Raw genomic sequence first — 18,801 nt, forward strand, 5'->3', positions numbered from 1 at the left:
TGTCCAGTTCGCGAGCGCCGTCACTATCCAGGCGGATCGCCGTCGCCCTGCGGGTGTTCGCCCCGCGCTGCCTGCGGTGTGCTCAGCGACGCTCGCGGTCGAGCAGTCGTGCGAAGCGGGCGGCCAGCTCGGCCACCAGTGGATCGGCGTTGGGCCGATGCAGCAGCGCGATCTCCATGCTTTCAACCGGCGGCAGACCCTGGCGCCGGGTGAGCACGCGATGGTCGCCGGTGGTGGCGCGCGCGGGCAGCAGGCTGATGCCCATGCCATCGGCCACCGCGCCCTGGATGCCGCTGAGGCTGGAGCTGGTGAAGCTGATGCGCCAGCGTCGGCCCATGGCCTCGACGGCGGCGATCAGGTCGTCGCGGTACAGCCCGAGCGGCGGAAAGGTCACCAGCGGGATCGGGTCCAGGCCAATGCAGGGCGCGCGGGCGCTGTCGATCCAGCGCATCGGCTCGGGCCAGCACGCCACCGCCTGCCGGCTGTTGCGGCGTTGTTTGACCAGCACCAGATCCAGTTCGCCATGGTCGTAACCACTGGCCAGGTCGCGGCTCAGGCCGCTGGTGACCTCGAGCTTCACCTGCGGGTGGCGGCGGTTGAAGCTGGCCAGCAGGCGCGTGGTACGTGCATTGACGAAGTCCTCCGGCACGCCAAGGCGCACGGTGATCGCCACGGTGGCCCCGGCCAGCGCCTCCAGCATCTGCTCATTGAGGGCCAGCATCTGCCGCGCGATACCGAGCAGCGTCTGCCCGGCATCGGTGGGGTGTACTTCGCGGTTGCCGCGGACCAGCAGCGGATGCCCGGCCATGTCTTCCAGGCGGCGGATCTTCTGGCTGATCGTGGACTGGCTGGAATGCAGGCGCGCGGCGGCCGTGGTGAAGCTGCCGCAGTCGGCGACGGTGACAATGGCGCGCAGCAGGTCCAGGTCGAACAGGCTGCGGTGGGGTCTTGCGGGGGAAGCCACGGTGCCATCCACATCTGGCAGGGGGTGGAGTTCTAGCATGCCGTCGTGGGGGCGGCAAACCCGGCGCGGCTCAGCTGCCCGTGCGTGCCAGGCTGCGTGCTACCCGTTGCCCGGCGTCGCGCAGCTTGTCCTGCAGTTCCGGCGGACCCAGCACCTCGAATTCCAGGTCCAGGGCCATCAACCAGTACACGATGGCGCCCGCCGGGTTGGCACTACAGCGCAGCAGGCAGCGGTGCGCGTCGACGTGTTCCAGTTGCCCGGCCGTGTCGGGGATCTGTCGCCGCATGGCCGCCAAGGGCGCGTGCAGGATGATCCGCGCCGGCTCACTGGATTGGGCAAGTGACAGCGACTGGGCCACCCAGGTGCGCAGGTCGCCATCGCCCGGGCCCGCACGCGGGCTGAAGTGCGCGCCGACCACCGGTGCGGCGGTGATGCGGTCGATGCGGAAGGTGCGCCAGTCTTGCCGGGTGGTGCACCAGGCCACCAGATACCAGCGCCGATCGGTATGCACCACGCCGTGCGGTTCCACGCGGCGCTGGCTGGCCTGGTCGTTGCGGTCGGCGTAGGCCAGATGCAGCTGTAGCTGGTCGCGGCAGGCGCCCGCCAGCACGGCCAGCAGCCCGGCATCCACCACCGGGCCGGACGGCCCCAGCGGCAGGATCGCCGAGCCCAGCGCGTCCAGCCGCCGGCGCAGGCGGGGTGGCATGACCTGTTCCAGTTTGACCAGGGCAGTGATCGCGGTCTGCTCGATGCCGCTGACGGTGCCGGTCACGGCGGTGCGCAGGGCCACGGCCGTGGCCAGGGCTTCGTCGTCGTCCAGCAGCAATGGAGGCAGGGCGCGTCCGGCCCGGAATGCGTACCCGCCGGCCACGCCGCTGCTGGCCTGGATCGGGTAGCCCAGCTGGCGCAGGCGGTCGATATCGCGGCGCAGCGTGCGCGGATGCACGCCGGTGCGCTCGGCCAAGGCGGTGCCGGCCCAGTGTGGCCGCGATTGCAGCAGGGACAGCAGGCTGAGCAGGCGGGTCGAGGCGGTGAGCATGGCGGCAGTGTGCGCGACGGTCGCGGACAGAAGGTGTCCGCAATGGTGGCTAGCCTGTGGGTGTGGTGCAAGGCCCCGGCGGCGGCACCCTCCCTCCCAGTCCAACTACACGGAGTTCCGCATGTCCCTCGTCTTCTATTGGCACCCCATGTCCAGCGCCACCCCGGTTGCCTGCGCCTTGGCCGAACTGGCCGTGCCCCACGACCGTGTCAAGATCGATATCCGCACCGGCGAGCAGCGTACGGCGCAGTACCTGGCGATCAATCCCAATGGCAAGGTGCCGTGCCTGGTGGTCGATGGAACGCCGCTGTTCGAAGGGCTGGCCATCCTGCAGTGGCTGGGTGCGCAGCATGGCGTGGCGCAGGGGCTGTGGCCGCAGGACGGCACGCCCGAACGCCTGCAGGCGCTGTCGTGGACCACCTGGGCCTACGTGACCTATGCCGCGTTGTTGAACCGGCTGTGGCTGGCCACCCGCGACGAGGCGTTGCGCAGCCACGAGCAGGCCGCTGCCGCTCTGGCGGGCGTCAACGAGCTGCTGGACCTGTTGGAGGCGCGGCTGGCGGAGCGTCCCTGGATGCTGGGCGAGGCGTACTCGCTGGTCGATCTGGTGGTGGGGTCGGTGGTGGGCTATGGCGTCTACTTCGGGGCCGACGTCGAGGCGCATCCGCAGGTGAAGCAGTGGCTGGGGCGGCTGCAGGCGCGCCCGGCGATGCAGGGCGAGGTCTAAGGGTGCCGGCACTGCCCGGCGCGCATGCTGCCGGGCAGTGCATTTGATTGCTGCATGTTGGCCATGCCGAGATTTAACTGGTGCATGCCGACGCCAGCGCCGTATGGTGGCCCGGTCTTCCCTGATCGTGCCCCGTCCATGAAACCTTCGCTGTGTGCCGTGCTTCCGACCCTGTTGATGCTGGCTGCGCCGGCGTTCTCCGCCGAGCAGGCCGATCTGATCATCCGCCAGGCCACGGTGGTCGACGTGGAGCATGCCAGTACGCAGGCCAATCAGAGCGTGGTGGTGCGCGGCGCTGACATCGTCGCCGTCGGTGCGGACAAGGCGATTGCACGGCAGTGGCGCGCGCCGCGCCAGGTGGATGCCAAGGGCCGGTACCTGATTCCCGGGCTGTGGGACATGCACGTGCATTTCGGCGGCGGCCCGGAGCTGATCGAAGAGAACAAGGCGCTGTTGCCGCTGTATATCGCCCATGGCATCACCACCATCCGGGACGCCTCCGGCGACCTGCCCACGCAGGTACTGCAGTGGCGCGGGCAGATCCATGACGGCAGCCTGATGGGGCCGCAACTGTTCACCTCCGGCGCCAAGATCGAAGGGGTGAAGCCGGTCTGGAAGGGTACGATCGAGGTCGGCAACCAGGCCGATCTGGATGCGGCCTTCGTGCGGTTGAAGGAAGACAAGGTCGACTTCGTCAAGATCACCGACAGCACGTTGACCCCGGACCTGTTCCTGGCAGCGGTGCGCGGTGCGCGTGCCAACGGGCTGCGTGCCTCCGGCCATATTCCGATGGCGCTGACCGTGCAGCAGGCGGTGGACGCCGGTATCAGTTCCATCGAACACCTGGACTATGCCTACAAGGCCGGGGTCAAGAACGAAGCGGCGATCGCGGCGGCCTTCGCGGACAAGCGCATCGATCGCGCCGAAGCCAACCGGCAGCTGGACGCCGGCTTCGACCGGGACACGGCGATGGCGGCCTACCGTGGGTTCGCGGCCAAGGGCGTGTACGTCACGCCCACCCTCAACGGCGGACGCATCCTGGATTTCCTCGACCAGGATGACCATGCCAACGATCCGTACCTGGCCTACATCGGCCCCAAGCTGCAGGCGACTTATGCCTGGCGCGTCGAGCGTGCCGCCAAGGCGACGCCGGTGCAGATCGAGGCGCGCCATCGCGAGTACCACCAGGTGGCCGGGGTGCTGCCGATGCTGCAGCAGGCCGGGGTCACGATCATGGCTGGCACCGATGCCGGCTTCCTCAACTCGTTCAACTATCCCGGCATCGGCCTGCACGACGAACTGAGTTTGTTCGTCAAGGAAGGCCTGACCCCTGCGCAGGCACTGTCGGCGGCAACGCGGGCAGGGCCGTCGTGGTTCGGGATGCTGGATCGCTATGGCGGCATCGCGGTGGGCAAGGCCGCCGACATGGTGCTGCTGGACGCCAACCCGCTGCAGGACATCAATGCCACCCGCCGCATCGACACCGTGTTGCTGCGTGGCCAGCTGTACGATCGCAAGGCACTGGATGGGTTGCTGGAACAGGCCCGGGCCAAGGTGGCGGCGTGGCAGAGCGCGGCGAAGTGAGTGCATCGCCCCGGCAGTGACCTGCCAGGGCGTATCGCATCACCGCGCTGCGATGGCGCGGCCCAGGGCTGCGCTGGCCTCCAGATGCGCGTCCGGCGCGGTGGTGTCCACTTCCAGCAGCAACGTGGACGACACCACCGGTGCGCCGCAGTAGTCGAAGATGCCGGTGTCGATCTGGGTCTTCATGGCGGTCTCGTAGCCGCGCTTGGTCCAGGTGCGCTGGTCCGCACCGCCCAGGCCAACCAGATGCACCTGCAGGCGCGACAGCTTCTTCTCCACGCGGCCGCTGCTGTCGTCGTAGGCCCAGCCGTTGGAAAAGACCCGGTCGATCCAGCCCTTGAGCTGGGCGGGCATGGCCCACCAGTACACCGGAAACACCAGCACCAACGTGTCGGCACGGTCCAGCCGCGCCTGCTCGGCCAGCACGTCGTCCGGGAACGGCTGCCGCCGCTGGTGGCCATCCAGGTCGGCCTGGGTGAAGCGCGGGTCGAAGCCTTCGCTGGCCAGGTGGGCCATTTCGACAGTCGCGGTGGGGTGGGCGCTGGTGATCCCGTCGCGGATGCGAGCGGCCACGGCGTGGGTGAGGGAATCCGGATTGGGATGCGACGTGACGATCAGGGTGTGCATGGGGGAATCCAGGTGACGGGGGAGGGTGTATACTTTTGGTAAGTTACGTCCAGTAAGTTACGATTGGTATATAGCCATGTCAAGCCGCCTGCCTGAACCTCCGGATGCCGCGCCCCGTCGCCGGCTGAGCCGCCCCGACCGCCAGCAGCAACTGCTGACCGAGGCGTGGCGACTGGTGCGCGAGGAGGGCACCGATGCCCTGACACTGGGGCGGCTGGCCGAGCGGTCCGGCGTGACCAAGCCGGTGGTGTACGACCATTTCGGCACCCGCGCCGGATTGCTGGCTGCCCTGTACCGCGATTTCGACCAGCGCCAGGACGTGGTGCTGCAGACGGCACTGGCCGCCGCCGGCCCGACCCTGCAGGAAAAAGCCGACGTGATTGCGCAGGCCTACGTGGCGTGCGTGCAGACCCAGGGGCGCGAAATTCCCGGTGTGGTGGCGGCGCTGGCCGGCTCGCCGGAGCTGGCGCGCGTCAAACGCGAGTACGAGACGGTGTTCATCGAGCAGTGCCGCGCGCTGCTGGCGCCGTTCGCGCGCAACCAGTCGCTGCCGTCGGTAGGGCTGTGGGGAATGCTGGGCGCGGCGGAAGGGTTGTCGTATGCCGCGGTCAACGGTGACATCACTGCGGCGCAGGCGCAGCGTGAGTTGGCCGAGACGATTGTGTCGATGGTGACGCGCGCCTGAGCACAGGTCGCGACAGGGCGTGGCAGCGTCCGCTGCTTAAGAAGAATGCAAGTCTGCATATGCCACGGGGCGCAGTCGCGACCCCGAAAACGCGCGCGTAGTTCCCTGTCTGCTGTGTCACTGCGATGTCAGTCGCAGGCGGCGTCATGAATTGTTTAGTGATATGCGGGCGGCGTCTACGCGCGGCGGTCAACTTCGCACGCGCTGCTAACCCGTGCACGCCTACGGTGCAGTCACCGGCATCATTTCGTTGCCGAACACCGGAGATGCACAGATGGGTACCAACCAGAACCCGCAGCAGAACCAACAGAATCAGCAGGACAAGAACCAGCCGGGCCAGCAGGGCCAGCAACAGCAGCAGCGCGATCCGCAGCGCCAGGGCCAGCAGCAACAGCAGGACCAGGATCAGGACCAGAAGCGCGAGCGCGCCGGTCAGCAGGGCGGGCAGGACGAAGAAGAATAAGTCGGCTGCCGGTTGAACACTGTGCAGGGGCCCGGCCGCTTGGTCGGGCCTTTGCTTGTGTGGCAGCCGGCGCGCGGATACACGCTGTTACACCGATCTATGTGATAAGCATTCGCATTTAGGATACACTGCGTTGTCTCCATGTGAAGAGGGCGGCGTGGCTCCGTGCTGCCGTCCACCAGTGCCCATGACGTTGTCCTTTGCAGCCCGCCGCCGTGTATATGCCTTGCTGCCCGTAGCCGGTCTGATGCTGAGCCTGGCCTGCACCCTGCCAAGCGCATCGGCACAGCAGCGCAATCCGCAGCAGCGCGTGAGCAACACCATCTTCGAACAGAAGGCCGAGAGCTATCGCTTCGAGCGCTTCCGTCTGGACAGTCCGGACGGACAGCGCCGCTGGCAGGTCAACGTGGGTATTCCGTTGCGCGGCGGCAAGGCGCCCGCGCCGGTGCTGTACATGCTCGACGGCAACGCCGCCGCCATGGTGATGGACCAGCCGCTGCTTGCCGAGCTGGCCGCGCGCAAGGCCGCGCCGGTGCTGGTGTTCATCGGTTACGACAACGACCTGCGCATCGATTCGCCCGCGCGCACCACCGACTACACCGCCTGGATCGACCGCGCCGACGATGAAGGTGGGCAGCCGACCGTGGTAGGCGGCGGTGCGTTTGCATTCCAGGACCTGATCGAACGGCGGATCAAACCGGAAGTGGAGAAGCGCGCCACCATCGACCGCCAGCAGCAGGCGCTGTGGGGCCACTCGCTGGGCGGCCTGTTCGTGCTGAGTACGCTCTACACCCGGCCGGCGGCGTTCCAGTACTACCTGGCCGCCAGCCCCTCGTTGTGGTGGAGCCAGGGGGCGCCGCTGGGTGACATGGAGCGCCAGTTCCTGGAAAACCAGCATGGCCAGCCCGCCACGGTGTGGGTGATGCTCGGCGGCGCCGAGCGCGTCGGTGATCGCGGCAAGCGCGACATGAGCAACCCGCGCGTGGTGGCGCACCTGCGCCGCATCGGCGGCGCTACGCCGGATGCGGCCATGCAGTTGTCCCAACGCCTGTCCAAGGTGCCGGGGCTGGACGTGCATTACCGCGAATTCGATGGACTGGGCCACGGCCCGATGTTGGCCGCGTCGTTGCAGGCTGCCTTGAGCGCGCTGTATGGCGTGGGCGACCGCAGCCGGGAAGCGCCCGCGCAGCCCTGAGACCCCCATTCTCCGCACGGCCTGGCCGTGCACCCCCGCTACCCAGGCTTTCCGTGCGCCTCTGCACCGGCCCAGGCAACCAATGAACCCCCGCGCGCTGCGCGGTACCCCGTGCAAGGAGCCTGTCATGTCATTCCGTTCTTCCCTCCGTCTCACCACCCTGGCCGCCGGCCTGCTGCTGGCTGTTGTCGGCAACGCGCAGCCCGTGTTCGACCAGCCCGCCAGCGTGTTCAAGGGCGAAGTTGTCTCGCGTGGTGAGAACGTCGTGCCGGGCAGCAGCGCCGAAGTGATCGGTCGCGGCTTCGTGCCGGGCCAGCAGGTCAGCCTGCTGCGTGGCGATACCGTGCTCAACGGGCAGCCGCTGACCGTGGATGCCGAAGGCAACTTCAAGACCCAGTTGCAGATTCCCGCCGATGCGGTGCCGGGTACCCACCCGGTGGTGGTGCGCGCCAGCCAGCCGGCCGCCGCGGCCGTGCTCAAGCTGCGCGTGTCGCCGCAGCTGCCGCTGTCCGGGCAGGACCAGTTCACCACCCAGTCCAACAAGCTGGTGCAGGGCTTGTACCAGTCGGCCTACAGCGCGGCCAGCAACGCGGTCTTCGTGACTTCGGCGGTGGGCCGCCCGCCGGTGACCCAGTCGCAGCTGCTGAAGGTGGACCCGAAGACGCTCAAGGTGGTCAAGGCGATCACCCCGGCCCAGGTGCCCGACGCCAAGGGCGGCAGCGTGTTTGCCGTGTACGGCGTGGGCGTGGACGATGCCAACGGCACCGTGTGGGTGACCAACACCCGCCAGGACAGCATTGCGGTCTACCGCCAGTCCGATCTGTCGCTGGTGCACCAGTTCCCGGTCGGCACGGTGCCGCATGCGCGCGACGTGGTGGTGGATGCCAAGCATGGCAAGGTGTTCGCGTCGGCAACCGGTGAGGACCATCTGTCGGTGTTCGATGCCAAGACCTTCAAGGCGCTGGAGCCGATCACCCTGGCGTCGGGCGTGGACGATGAGAAGTTCGTTCCGATGAGCCTGGTGCTGGATGAAGCCAGTGGCAAGCTGTTCACCGTCAGCATCGGCACGCCCGAAGCAGCAGTGATCGACGTGGCCAGCGGCAAGGTCGACAAGGTGATCGACCTGGGCAACTCGATCAGCGCCTCCGGCGTGGCCTACGACGCGCAGCAGAACCGGCTGTACGTGGCCTCGCAGGGCACCGACAACCTGCTGATCGTGGATGTCGCCAGTGGCAAGGTGCTGCACGATGTCGCGGTGGGTGCCGGCGCGCTGAACGTTGCCTTCGATCCGAAGGCCGGCCTGGCCTACGTGACCAACCGCGGTGCCGGCACCGTGACCGTGGTGGACCGCAGTGGCAAGGTGGTCGGCAACCTGGACGGCGGTACCTTCCCCAACCACGTTCGTGCCGACGGCAAGGGCAACGTGTTCGCGGTGAACAAGTCGCGCGGCACCGACGATGCCAAGGGCGACCGCATCACCCGCATCGCGCTGCGCCAGCGTTGAGTCAACGGGCAGGGCGGTCATCGGCCGCCCTGTCGAAGGAGTCATGATGAAATCCAGTACGTCCCTGCGGCTGTTGCCGCTCACCATGGCCGTGGCACTGGCCGCCTGCAGTGGCCCGGCCACCCCGCCTGCCGCCGATGCGCCCGCGGCAACCACCGCGTCGGCCACCGACACGCCAGCCGACGGCGCATTGCCCGCCGGCTGGACGCGGCTCGATGGCGGGGCACTGCCGGGCCTGGTGGGCCAGGCTGCCGTGCTGCCGGCCAAGGTGCGGTCCGATGACGGTGCCGAGGTCGAGGTGGACGACACCAGCCGGATCATCGTCGGCGGCGACGACGTGATTGCGGTGATCGATGCGCTGGGCCTGGGCAAGCAGGTGTTTGCCGCGCCGAAGAACACCACCACCGCGTCCGGTCGCGCCGCGCCGCACCAGTTCCTGTTCAACCGCACCACCGGTGTGGAGGGCGTGCTCAGCCTGCAGGGTTCGCTGTTTCTGGGCAACAGCCTGCGCCGCCATACCGATCTGGCGCAGAAGCTGCGCGCGGTGGGCGAGCCGGCGGTGGTGGTGGACGACCTGCAGCCGGCACCGGACAAGGTGCGCAAGATCGCTGCGGCGCTGGGCCTGGCCGATGCCGGTCAGACGCTGGCCACCCAGGTGCAGCAGCAGCTGGACGAGGCCGCGGCGATCGGCACCGCCAGTGGGCGCAAACCGCGCGTGATCCACGTGTCGGCCACCGGTGCCGGCGGCGCGCCGACCGTGGCCGGTACCGACAGTGCATCGGCCAAGCTGATCGCGCTGGCCGGTGGGCTCAACATCGGCACCGAAGCGGGCGTAGCCAACTACTCGGCGCTGAGCAATGAAGGCGTGGTGGCCGCGGCACCGGAGGTGATCCTGGTCACCGAGCACGACCTGGCCCTGTTCGGCGGCGCCGACGGCCTGTGGAAGGCCTACCCGACCCTGAAGCAGACCCCGGCCGGACAGGCCAACCGGGTCTGGGTGATGCCCGACGTACAGCTCAAGTACGCCAGCGTCGGTTCGGGCGTGGGCGCACTGGCGTTGGCCAAGGCGCTGGCGGCGCTGCCCAAGGCATGAGTCCGGCCGATCGGCGCCGCCGACGCGGGCGCGGCATGTTGGTGTTGGCCGCCGTGGTGCTGGTGCTGGCGGTGCTGGCCTCGTTCGCGGTGGGGCCCTTGCGGCTGCCACCGCTGGAGGTGCTGCAGGCGCTCGGGGTGAAGCTGGGGCTGGTGGACCCGCAGGCCGTGAGCAGCCGTGACCAGGCCGTGGTCTGGCAGCTGCGCATCCCGCGCGCGCTGCTGGGGGCGATGGTCGGCGCTGCGCTGGCGATGGCCGGTGCGAGCCTGCAGGGATTGTTCGGCAATCCGCTGGCCGACCCGGGCATCGTGGGCGTCAGCCAGGGGGCGGCGCTGGGTGCGGTGGCGGCCATCGTGCTGGGCGCGGCCGGTGCGGCCGGCTGGATCGTGCCGGTGGCCGCGTTTGTCGGCGGCGCCGTGGCGATCAGCCTGACCTACCTGCTGGCGCGGCCAGGCAAGGGCAGCGGCAACGCGACGCTGTTGCTGGTGGGCATCGCGATGGCGGCGTTCTGCTCGGCGCTGATCGGTTTCCTGACCTACATCGCCAGCGAAAGCGAGTTGCAGTCGCTGGTGTTCTGGCAGATGGGCTCGCTGGCGCGGGCCAGTTGGAGCGACGTGGTGGCGGTGCTGCCGTTGTTCGCCATCGGTGTGTTCGCGCTGCAGCGTCTGTCCACGCCGCTGGACATGCTGGCGCTGGGCGAACGCCAGGCCCAGCATCTGGGCCTGGACGTGGCCCGTACGCGGCGTCGCCTGGTGGCCTTCAGTGCGCTGCTGGTGGGGGCCGCTGTGGCGTTTGCCGGTTCGGTGGCGTTCGTGGGTCTGGTGGTGCCGCACGTGGCGCGCATGCTGGTTGGCCCGGGCCACCGCTGGTTGCTGCCGGTGTCGGGCGTGCTGGGCGCGCTGTTGATCGTGGTGGCCGATACGGCCGCACGCACACTGGACCCGCCGGCGGAGATTCCGCTGGGCCTGTTCTCGGCCGCGCTGGGCGCGCCGTTCTTCCTGTGGCTGGTGCTGCAACAGCGTCGCAAGGACACCCCATGAGCGCACTGTTGCGCCTGCGCGGGGTGATCGTGCGCCGCCAGCAGCGCGAGATCCTGCATGGGATCGCGCTGGATTTCGTGCCCGGCACGGTGACGGCGCTGGTCGGGCCGAACGGTGCGGGCAAGTCGACCCTGCTGGCGGTGGCCGCAGGCGACCTGCAGGCCGATGCGGGCGAGGTGCTGCTGCAGGGCAGGCCGCTGGCCGACTACAAGGCCGGGCCGCTGGCGCGCGAGCGCGCGGTGATGCCGCAGGAACACGGGGTGCGGTTCGCCTTCAGCGTGGAGGAAGTAGTGGCGATGGGGCGGTTGCCACATCCGCCGGATCCGGTGGCGGACGATGCGCAGGTGGAAGCGGCCATCGACGCTGCCGAACTGCAGGCGCTGCGCCTGCGCGAGGTACAGCAGCTGTCCGGCGGCGAATCGGCCCGCACCACGTTTGCCCGGGTGCTGGCCCAGCAGACCACCTTGCTGCTGCTGGATGAGCCAACCGCGGCGCTGGATCTGCGCCACCAGGAGCGCACCCTGCGCAGCGTGCGCGCGCTGGCCGACGCCGGTGCCTGCGTGATCGTGGTGCTGCACGACCTGAATCTTGCGGCAGGCTACGCCGACCGCATCGTGCTGCTGGAACAGGGCAGGGTGGCGGCCGACGGCACGCCCGCGGAAGTGCTTACCGAAGCCCATCTGGGCCGCGTGTACCAGCAACCGGTGATCGTCCTGCAGCACCCGCAGCGCGGCGTGCCGCTGGTGGTTGTGGCCGACGCGGACTGACGCGCGGCGGTCCGTGGCGGCGCCCTCCGATCGGCGGGTGCCGAGGTTCACTTGATCGGTGGGTGCCGACCGTGCGTCTGATCGGTAGGTGCCGACCGTGCGTCTGATCGGTAGGTGCCAACCGTGCGTCTGATCGGTAGGTGCCAACCGTTGGTCGGCACGAAAGACCGCGCACCGGTAGTGCCGGCCGCTGGCCGGCTCCAGGCAATCCCGGATCACGAGCAGCCGACCAACGGTCGGCTCTACCGTGTGTTACGAGCCCATCGTCGCAGTGTCCGTCGTCGTGCGGCCATTGCCGGAGGTGCCGACCGTTGGTCGGCACGAAAGACCGCGCACCGGTAGTGCCGGCCGCTGGCCGGCTCCAGGCAATCCCGGATCACGAGCAGCCGACCAACGGTCGGCTCTACCGACGGCGCGATTCCCTGCAGCCGACCAACGGTCGGCTCTACCGTGTATCACCACCCCAACGTCGCAGTCGCCGTCACCGTGCGGCCGCTGCCGTAGTAGCACGACGACACGCCGGTGCAGGTGGACACGAAGCGCTTGTCGGCGAGGTTGCTGGCATTGAGCGCGAGCCGCACCGTGGTGCTGCCGATCTGGCCCACGTCGTAGCGGATCGCCGCGTCGAACAGCGTGTACGACGGGATACGGTACAGATTGGCGCTGTCACCGTAACTCACCCCGTTGTAGCGCGCCCCCGCTGCGAGGCTCAGACCCTGCAATGCGCCGCCCTGGAAGGTGTAGTCGGCCCAGAACGAGGCGCTGTAGTCGGGCACCATCGCCAGCTCCTTGCCCTTGTACGGTGCCGAACGGGTCATCTCCGAATCCATCCGCGACGCCGCGCCGATCAGGCTGAAGCCCTCGAACGGGGTGATCCTGCCTTCCAGTTCGATGCCGCGCACGCGGCCTTCGTCGCCCTGGATCGAGCAGGTGGCGGTGCCGGTGGCGCCGCAGGTGCGGTGGCTGGCGATCGGATCGTCGACGATCATGTTCTGCTGGCGCAGGTCATACACCGCCAGCGTCACCAGCCCATCCACGCTGGCCGGCTGGTACTTCAGGCCGGCCTCCCACTGCGCGCCGGTGACCGGCTCGAAGGTGGCCTGGGTGAAGCTGTCCAGCGGCGACTTGGTCGAGGGCTGGAACGACTCGGCATAGCTCACATACGGGGTCAGGCCGTTCTCGAACACATACAGCACGCCGGCGCGGCCGGTGAACGCCTCGCTCTTGATCACGTTGCGACCACCGGGCGTGGAAATGCCCGTGCTGATGTTGCGGTTGGCGCTGCTGCTGTCGTCCTTGGTCCAGTCGTAGCGGCCGCCCAGGGTCAGGCGCCAGTTGCCCAGCGCCAGCTGGTCCTGCAGGTACACGCCGCTCTGCCGGTTGACGCCGGCGGTGGGCGTTTCGGTGCTCACCGTGGGCACGTAGTTGGAATACACCGGGTTGAAGATGTCGATCGGGCGCGGGCTGCTCATCGCGCTGCGCACGCCGTCCCAGTCGGCACGTTGCCAGTCCCAGCCCAGCAGCACCGTGTGGTCGACCGCACCGGTGGTGAAGCGGGCCTGCAGGCGGGTGTCGAAGGTGTCGCCATCCGAATCACCGGTACCCATCACGCCGCGACGGTTCTGGGTGCGGCCATCGGCGTTGAGCGCGCCGAAGGTCACCACGCCGCGGTACAGCGAATCCACGTGGGTGCGGCGCGCGCTCTGGGTCAGCGTGAGGTGGTCGTTGAACTGGTGCTCGAACAGCCAGCCGGCGGTCCACACGGTGCGGTTGAACGTGTTCCAGCCGGGCTCGCCGATGAAGGTGCTGTTCTTCATGTGGCCGTAGGCGGTGGGGTTGAGCGTGCCGGCGGCGGGCAGGAACTGGTAGGTGGAGCCGCCGTCGTCCTTCTGGTACATGCCCAGCAGGGTCAGACGGGTGCGGTCGGCGATCTGCCAGGTGTAGCTGGGCGCCAGGAACCAGTGCTTCTGTTCGGTGTGCTGGATCTGGGTGGCGCCATCGCGGTACAGCCCGACCAGCCGCACCAGATGGGCGTTGTCCGCGCTGCCGGTGCCCACGTCGAAGGCGGCGTTGTACTGGCCGTTGGCGTCCACGCCCAGGCGCAGTTGCTGCTGCTGGTCGGGGGTAGGGGTCTTGCTGACCTGATTGACCATGCCGCCGGGCGCCACCTGGCCGTACATCACGGCCGACGGCCCCTTGAGCACTTCCACGCGGTCCAGGTTCCAGCTGTCGAACATGCTGCGGTTCCACTGGCTGCCCTGCGGTGCACGCATGCCGTCCAGGGTGACATTGTTGGCCCAGCTGCCGGCATCGAAGCCGCGGATGCGGAAGTCGTCCACGCGGTTGTCGATGCCGCTGCTTTCCAGGCTGACGCCGGCCACGTAGCGCATCGCATCGTTGAGCGACTGCACGCCGCGCGCGTCCAGCTCCGCGCGCTCGATCACCGACACCGACTGCGGCGTTTCAGCGATGCTGGTGCTGGTCTTGGTGGCCCCGCTGGTGCTGTTGGCGGTGCGGTAGGCGTTGACTTGGACCGCATCCAGCGCGGTGGCCTGCTGCGCGGTTGCGTCGTAGGCCAGCGTGATGGCGGCCAGCGTGCAGGCCACGGACAACAGGGTGCGGCGCAGCCTGTAGGGGAGGGGGGAAGAAGAATGCATGGCGCGGCTCGGGACGGAGGGGGCGACTGCCTGGCCGGTGGCGATGCGCAATGCTGCGGACGTCGATTCCACGCCAGGCAACGGGAATCTGCACGCCATTTTAACTGGTTGGCGTACGGATGCAATTGCAACCCATTCGCATATCGGCCGTTGCGACATCCGGTCGCAGCGGGCCACGGGGCCGACCCGCCCACGTATCATGCGCGACCCTGTTCGACGTCGATGTCCATCGGCGCGCTTCCGCAAAGGACTGATCGCATGACCCACACCCCCACACGCATCGCACTCGCCACTGCGCTCCTTGCGCTCTCCGGCACCGCCACGGCCGCCACGTTGAGTACCGTGTCGCTGAACAAGGCCGCCTCGGACGCGGCCAGCATCGATGTGCAGCAGCTGCCAGGCAAGGGCGCGGAGATCTCCCGCATGCAGACGCAGCATTTCGCCGACGGCGACCAGCTGACCACCTGGGCCGACGGTGGGGTGATGATGCTGTGCCGCAAGGTGGGCTACATCAAGGTGCCCGCCGACAAGCCGGAGGTGGCCACGCTGCCGCTGGAACAGCGGCAGATGCTGGTGTACGCGGCCATGATGGGCAGCGTGGGCGGGGTGGTGCAGGTGATGCAATGGACCGGTGAGAACGTGGAGGTGGCCGACGACGGCAGCGAAACCACGCGCAGCGCCGAATCCAACTGGGCCTATGGCGTGGAGCGCGCCGAGGTGACCACCCAGCGCATGCCCGACGGTGCGTTGCGGGTGCGTGCGCGCAAGATCGCCACGGAAGAATCCACGCCGCGTTCCGGACCTGACGCCAGTTTCAGCACCGATGCCGACCGTGACGCGCGGATGGCCGAGCTGCCGGCCGTGGGCAGCTGGATGGAGGTGCTGATCGGTACGCAGCCGAAGGCGGCCCGCATCGATCCGGCGTTCTCCCTCACCGGTTGGGTGTCCTCGGGCGAAGGGCACGCCGCAACTGTGGGCGAGGCCCGGGCGGCGGCGGGCTGCAAGGACTGAGGCCCCCGGCGTCATTGTTCTGTTGATGGTCGATCCATCGCTGGATGGATGGCAGTGTTCTGCCGGTGTTGCGTAAAAGCCCTTGCCGCCCGCCAGCACGGGTCTACAATGGCGCCATTCCTTCCGGGACACCCCGATGCGTTCGCAACCGCTCCTGACGTTTTTTACCCAGACCCGCGCAAGCGTGGAACGGGCGCGTCTGCCCTGCGGCTCATCCGGCGGCTGATCGATACCCGATCCCCCTGAACGACCCAGACAGAGCGCCCCACCGGGCGCTCTTTTCGTTTCCGCATTCCAGTTCCTTCCCCGCTCCAGAACACCGCAAAGGAGAACGTGCCATGCACCAGATCGCCGAGCCCCAAACCTGGCCGCACGCCCGTTAGCCAACGGCGGCGTGCGGCTCCCCGATGTTGGCGACACGAGCATTGACCATGAACACGCATACCCACCTTCTTTCCCACTGGCGCAACCTGGGCATCATTGCCCACATCGACGCCGGCAAGACCACGCTCACCGAACGCCTGCTGTGGAAAACCGGCGAGATCCGTCGCGTCGGCGAAGTGCATGACGGCGCGGCCACCACCGATTTTTCGGCGATCGAGCGCGAACGTGGCATCACCATCGGTGCAGCGGCCGTGCAGGCGCACTGGGCGCCCCGCGGTGGCGACGACCACCGCCTGACCCTGATCGACACCCCCGGGCACATCGATTTCGCGATCGAAGTGGAGCGTTCGCTGCGCGTGCTGGACGGCGCGGTGGCGGTGTTCTCCGCGGTCGATGGCGTGCAGCCGCAATCCGAAACGGTGTGGCACCAGGCGCGCCGGCACGGCGTGCCGCTGATCGCTTATGTCAACAAGATGGACCGCGTGGGCGCCTCGTTCGAGCGCGTGCTGGGCCAGTTGCAGGACAAGCTGCAGGCACGGCCCTGGGCGCTCGGCTGGCCGTTGGGCGAAGAAAGCCAATTCCACGGCTGGGTCGATCTCGTCGGCCGCCAGATCGTGGAGTGGGACGACGCTGGCAACCCGACCCGCCAGGACTGGAACGCGGACCAGCAGGCGCACTGGCAGCCCCATCGCCTGCGCCTGATCGAAGCCGTGGCCGACCATGACGAGGTGCTGGCCGATGCGTGGCTGGCCGGTACAGCGGTGGACGACGCACAACTGCGCGCTGCGCTGCGCCGGGCCACCCTGGCCGGTGCGGGCGTGCCGGTGCTGGCCGGTGCTGCGTTCAAGAGCAAGGGCATCGACACGTTGCTGGATGCGATCGTGGATTTCCTGCCCTCGCCATTGGACCGCCCTGCGGTCGTTGCCACCCGTGGCGACGACGAGGTGCTGCTGCCGCCGGACCCGAAGGGACCGCTGGCGGGCTTGCTGTTCAAGATCACCCACCAGAGCCATGCCGCGTTGAGTTTCGTGCGGCTGTACTCGGGCACGTTGAAGGTGGGCGACCAGGTGGCCAGTTCGCAGCACGCACAGGGCCGGCGCATCAGCCGGCTGGTGCGGGTACAGGCCGACCACACCCACGACATCACCGAGGCGGTGGCCGGTGAGATCGTGGCGGTGATCGGCTGGAAGGATGCGGTGAGCGGTGAAACGCTCAGTGCGCCGTCCGCGCCGCTGCTGCTGGACACCATCCATGCCCAGCACGCGGTGCTGGCCTGGCGGTTGAACGCCGACAAGGCGTCCGACCTGATCCGGATGAGCCAGGCGCTGTCGAGCCTGGCCCAGGAAGATCCCTCGTTCCGCGTCGCGACCGATGCGGTGACCGGGGAGACCCTGATCTGGGGCATGGGCGAGCTGCACCTGGAGGTGATGGTCGAACGCCTGCGCAGCGAGTGGAATGTGCCGGTGCGGGTGGGCGAGCCACGCGTGGCGTACCAGGAAACGCCGGCGCGCGCGGTGCAGGGCGTGGAAGGCAAGGTGGCCAAGCAGACCGGCGGCCAGGGCCAGTTCGCCCGGGTGCTGATCGAGGTGGCGCCCACCGGCGACGATGCGGTGCGCTTTGTCGACCGTACCGTGGGCGGGGTGATCCCGAAGGCGTTCGTGGCGGCGGTGGAGAAGGGCGTGCGTGCGGCGCTGGAAGAAGGCCCGCGCGGGCATCCGGTGGTCGGGATCGAGGTGACCCTGACCGACGGCCAGACCCATGCCAAGGACTCGTCGGAGATGGCGTTCCATCGCGCCGGCAGCGAGGCGGTGAAGGCGGCGCTGGCGACGGCAGGCACGCGCCTGCTGGAGCCGGTGATGGAGGTGGCGATCCATGCGCCATCGGGCAACGTGGGCGATGTGGTGGGCGACCTCAACCGTCGGCAAGGGCGGGTGGCGTCGATCGAGGACCACGGTGCGCAGGTGGAGGTGTTGGGTTATGCGCCGCTCGCGCGGCTGGCCGGTTACACCACGGCGTTGCGCTCGCTCACCCAGGGCCGTGCGTCCAGTGACATGCGCTTCAACGGCTACGAGGAAGTGCAGGCCGCATGACACGCCGGTGGGCACCGACACACGCCGGTAGGCACCGACCGGTGGTCGGTGCATGCGGGGGCCGGGCAACCGGCCCCCTTTTTTTGGTTCTTCGCCGATCTGCGGGGCAAGCAGAAGCGTGCCTTGACGCTTTCCAAACGCGGACGTCGACGGGCCGGGCGCTGGGCCCCCATGCCCTTTCCGGCGAATGTCCTCCGGCGTCGGCCTGCGGCCGCCACCTCCCCCTTTATTTCGCCTCCAAGGGCATGGGGACCCAGCGCCCGACCCACCGACCACCGTCAAAAAGCGCGGCGTCGTTGCCTATCCTGCAGCAAGGTCGGGGTGGGCGGTGGCCACGGTGAAAGCCAGACGCATTACCACAACGTTGCCGTGGCACTTGGGGCCAACATCAGCCGCCGCTCACGCGGCAGAAGAACACCCATTCGGGATCTCCTTCATCCAGGTTGTCGATGTACCCGCTGCGCTGGAATCCGGCCTGCAGCAGCAGCGCGTGCATTGCGGTGTTGGAGCGGTTGGTCGAGGTGAAGAGTTTGGGGCGCGCGCACTGCGCGCGGAGGTGCTCGATCAGCTGGCGGGCCAGGCCCTGGCGCCGATACCCGGGCCCGACCATCAGCATCTCGATGAATCCGCAGTTGAAGAACTGGTGGTGCAGGACGCCGTAGGCCGCTGCGCGCCCGTCCACGAGGAGCACGTGGCAGGTGCCGGCCTGCACCCAGGCCTGGATCTGGGCGGCACGCTCGGGCGCGTGTTGGGCCACGCTGTCGAGGGCTACCAGGGCCTCGATGTGGTGGGGTGCCGCGGGGCAGATGTCGATCACGCGTTGCCGTCCTTGCTGATTACACGGTGCAAAGGGCACCTTGCCTATTCTGGCCTGCGCGGACGCCGCTGGGACCACCCAGGCCTTCTGCATTTACACTACCGGGCTGGGCCACGCGTTTTCGCGTAGGCCTGTTTCCCGACTTCTGGAGCCT

Annotated in this window: 16 protein-coding genes; 11 read left to right on the forward strand and 5 right to left on the reverse strand. The window is 68.5% G+C overall.

The window, feature by feature from the left end; genetic code table 11:
• Positions 1-82: 82 nt before the first annotated feature.
• The gene (locus AC6CHL_RS01575) at positions 83-964 is read right to left on the reverse strand and encodes a LysR family transcriptional regulator (RefSeq protein ID WP_498292983.1); all 882 of its coding nucleotides are present in this window, start codon (positions 962-964) and stop codon (positions 83-85) included.
• Positions 965-1,034: 70 nt separating this feature from the next.
• Positions 1,035-2,003 carry a helix-turn-helix transcriptional regulator gene (locus tag AC6CHL_RS01580; protein ID WP_463600937.1) on the reverse strand — a complete coding sequence of 323 codons (969 nt, stop codon included), beginning with the start codon at positions 2,001-2,003 and terminating at the stop codon, positions 1,035-1,037.
• Positions 2,004-2,124: 121 nt separating this feature from the next.
• Between AC6CHL_RS01580 and AC6CHL_RS01585 the strand changes: the two genes are divergently transcribed.
• Both AC6CHL_RS01585 and AC6CHL_RS01590 read left to right on the forward strand, forming a co-directional pair.
• The gene (locus AC6CHL_RS01585; protein WP_498292985.1) at positions 2,125-2,730 is read left to right on the forward strand and encodes a glutathione S-transferase family protein; all 606 of its coding nucleotides are present in this window, start codon (positions 2,125-2,127) and stop codon (positions 2,728-2,730) included.
• Between the two features lie 138 nt (positions 2,731-2,868).
• On the forward strand, positions 2,869-4,314 hold the full coding sequence (locus AC6CHL_RS01590) for an amidohydrolase family protein (protein WP_498292987.1): 1,446 nt from the start codon (positions 2,869-2,871) through the stop codon (positions 4,312-4,314).
• Between the two features lie 39 nt (positions 4,315-4,353).
• Here the strand turns inward: AC6CHL_RS01590 and AC6CHL_RS01595 are convergent, their stop codons facing one another.
• Positions 4,354-4,941, reverse strand: coding sequence for an NAD(P)H-dependent oxidoreductase (locus tag AC6CHL_RS01595; RefSeq protein WP_498292988.1), 588 nt, complete (start codon positions 4,939-4,941; stop codon positions 4,354-4,356).
• 76 nt (positions 4,942-5,017) lie between these two features.
• On the opposite strand from AC6CHL_RS01595, the gene AC6CHL_RS01600 reads away from it, so the two are divergent.
• The 7 genes from AC6CHL_RS01600 to AC6CHL_RS01630 all read left to right on the forward strand — a co-directional run bounded on the left by AC6CHL_RS01600 (position 5,018) and on the right by AC6CHL_RS01630 (position 11,688).
• Positions 5,018-5,626, forward strand: coding sequence for a TetR/AcrR family transcriptional regulator (locus tag AC6CHL_RS01600; protein WP_498292990.1), 609 nt, complete (start codon positions 5,018-5,020; stop codon positions 5,624-5,626).
• A 274-nt stretch (positions 5,627-5,900) separates the two neighbouring features.
• On the forward strand, positions 5,901-6,089 hold the full coding sequence (locus AC6CHL_RS01605; protein WP_038692209.1) for a hypothetical protein: 189 nt from the start codon (positions 5,901-5,903) through the stop codon (positions 6,087-6,089).
• 187 nt (positions 6,090-6,276) lie between these two features.
• On the forward strand, positions 6,277-7,284 hold the full coding sequence (locus AC6CHL_RS01610; protein ID WP_498292992.1) for an alpha/beta hydrolase: 1,008 nt from the start codon (positions 6,277-6,279) through the stop codon (positions 7,282-7,284).
• Between the two features lie 127 nt (positions 7,285-7,411).
• Complete coding sequence (locus tag AC6CHL_RS01615) at positions 7,412-8,788, forward strand: YncE family protein (RefSeq protein WP_498292993.1); 1,377 nt, start codon at positions 7,412-7,414, stop codon at positions 8,786-8,788.
• 46 nt (positions 8,789-8,834) lie between these two features.
• Complete coding sequence (locus tag AC6CHL_RS01620; protein ID WP_498292994.1) at positions 8,835-9,881, forward strand: heme/hemin ABC transporter substrate-binding protein; 1,047 nt, start codon at positions 8,835-8,837, stop codon at positions 9,879-9,881.
• Positions 9,878-10,921 carry a FecCD family ABC transporter permease gene (locus tag AC6CHL_RS01625; protein ID WP_498292995.1) on the forward strand — a complete coding sequence of 348 codons (1,044 nt, stop codon included), beginning with the start codon at positions 9,878-9,880 and terminating at the stop codon, positions 10,919-10,921. The genes AC6CHL_RS01620 and AC6CHL_RS01625 overlap by 4 nt, the downstream gene beginning before the upstream one ends.
• Positions 10,918-11,688: a heme ABC transporter ATP-binding protein gene (locus AC6CHL_RS01630; RefSeq protein ID WP_137189473.1), complete on the forward strand. Its 771-nt coding sequence runs from the start codon at positions 10,918-10,920 to the stop codon at positions 11,686-11,688. Before AC6CHL_RS01625 ends, AC6CHL_RS01630 begins: the two co-directional genes overlap by 4 nt.
• 455 nt (positions 11,689-12,143) lie before the next feature.
• Here AC6CHL_RS01630 and AC6CHL_RS01635 read toward each other — a convergent pair whose 3' ends face one another.
• On the reverse strand, positions 12,144-14,345 hold the full coding sequence (locus AC6CHL_RS01635) for a TonB-dependent siderophore receptor (RefSeq protein ID WP_498292996.1): 2,202 nt from the start codon (positions 14,343-14,345) through the stop codon (positions 12,144-12,146).
• Between the two features lie 258 nt (positions 14,346-14,603).
• On the opposite strand from AC6CHL_RS01635, the gene AC6CHL_RS01640 reads away from it, so the two are divergent.
• On the forward strand, positions 14,604-15,356 hold the full coding sequence (locus AC6CHL_RS01640; RefSeq protein ID WP_498292998.1) for a hypothetical protein: 753 nt from the start codon (positions 14,604-14,606) through the stop codon (positions 15,354-15,356).
• Between the two features lie 431 nt (positions 15,357-15,787).
• Positions 15,788-17,830, forward strand: coding sequence for an elongation factor G (gene fusA / locus AC6CHL_RS01645; RefSeq protein WP_498292999.1), 2,043 nt, complete (start codon positions 15,788-15,790; stop codon positions 17,828-17,830).
• Between the two features lie 388 nt (positions 17,831-18,218).
• Here fusA and AC6CHL_RS01650 read toward each other — a convergent pair whose 3' ends face one another.
• On the reverse strand, positions 18,219-18,740 hold the full coding sequence (locus tag AC6CHL_RS01650; RefSeq protein ID WP_483005852.1) for a GNAT family N-acetyltransferase: 522 nt from the start codon (positions 18,738-18,740) through the stop codon (positions 18,219-18,221).
• Positions 18,741-18,801 lie beyond the last annotated feature (61 nt).

Source organism: Stenotrophomonas sp. GQ19, from assembly GCF_059758695.1.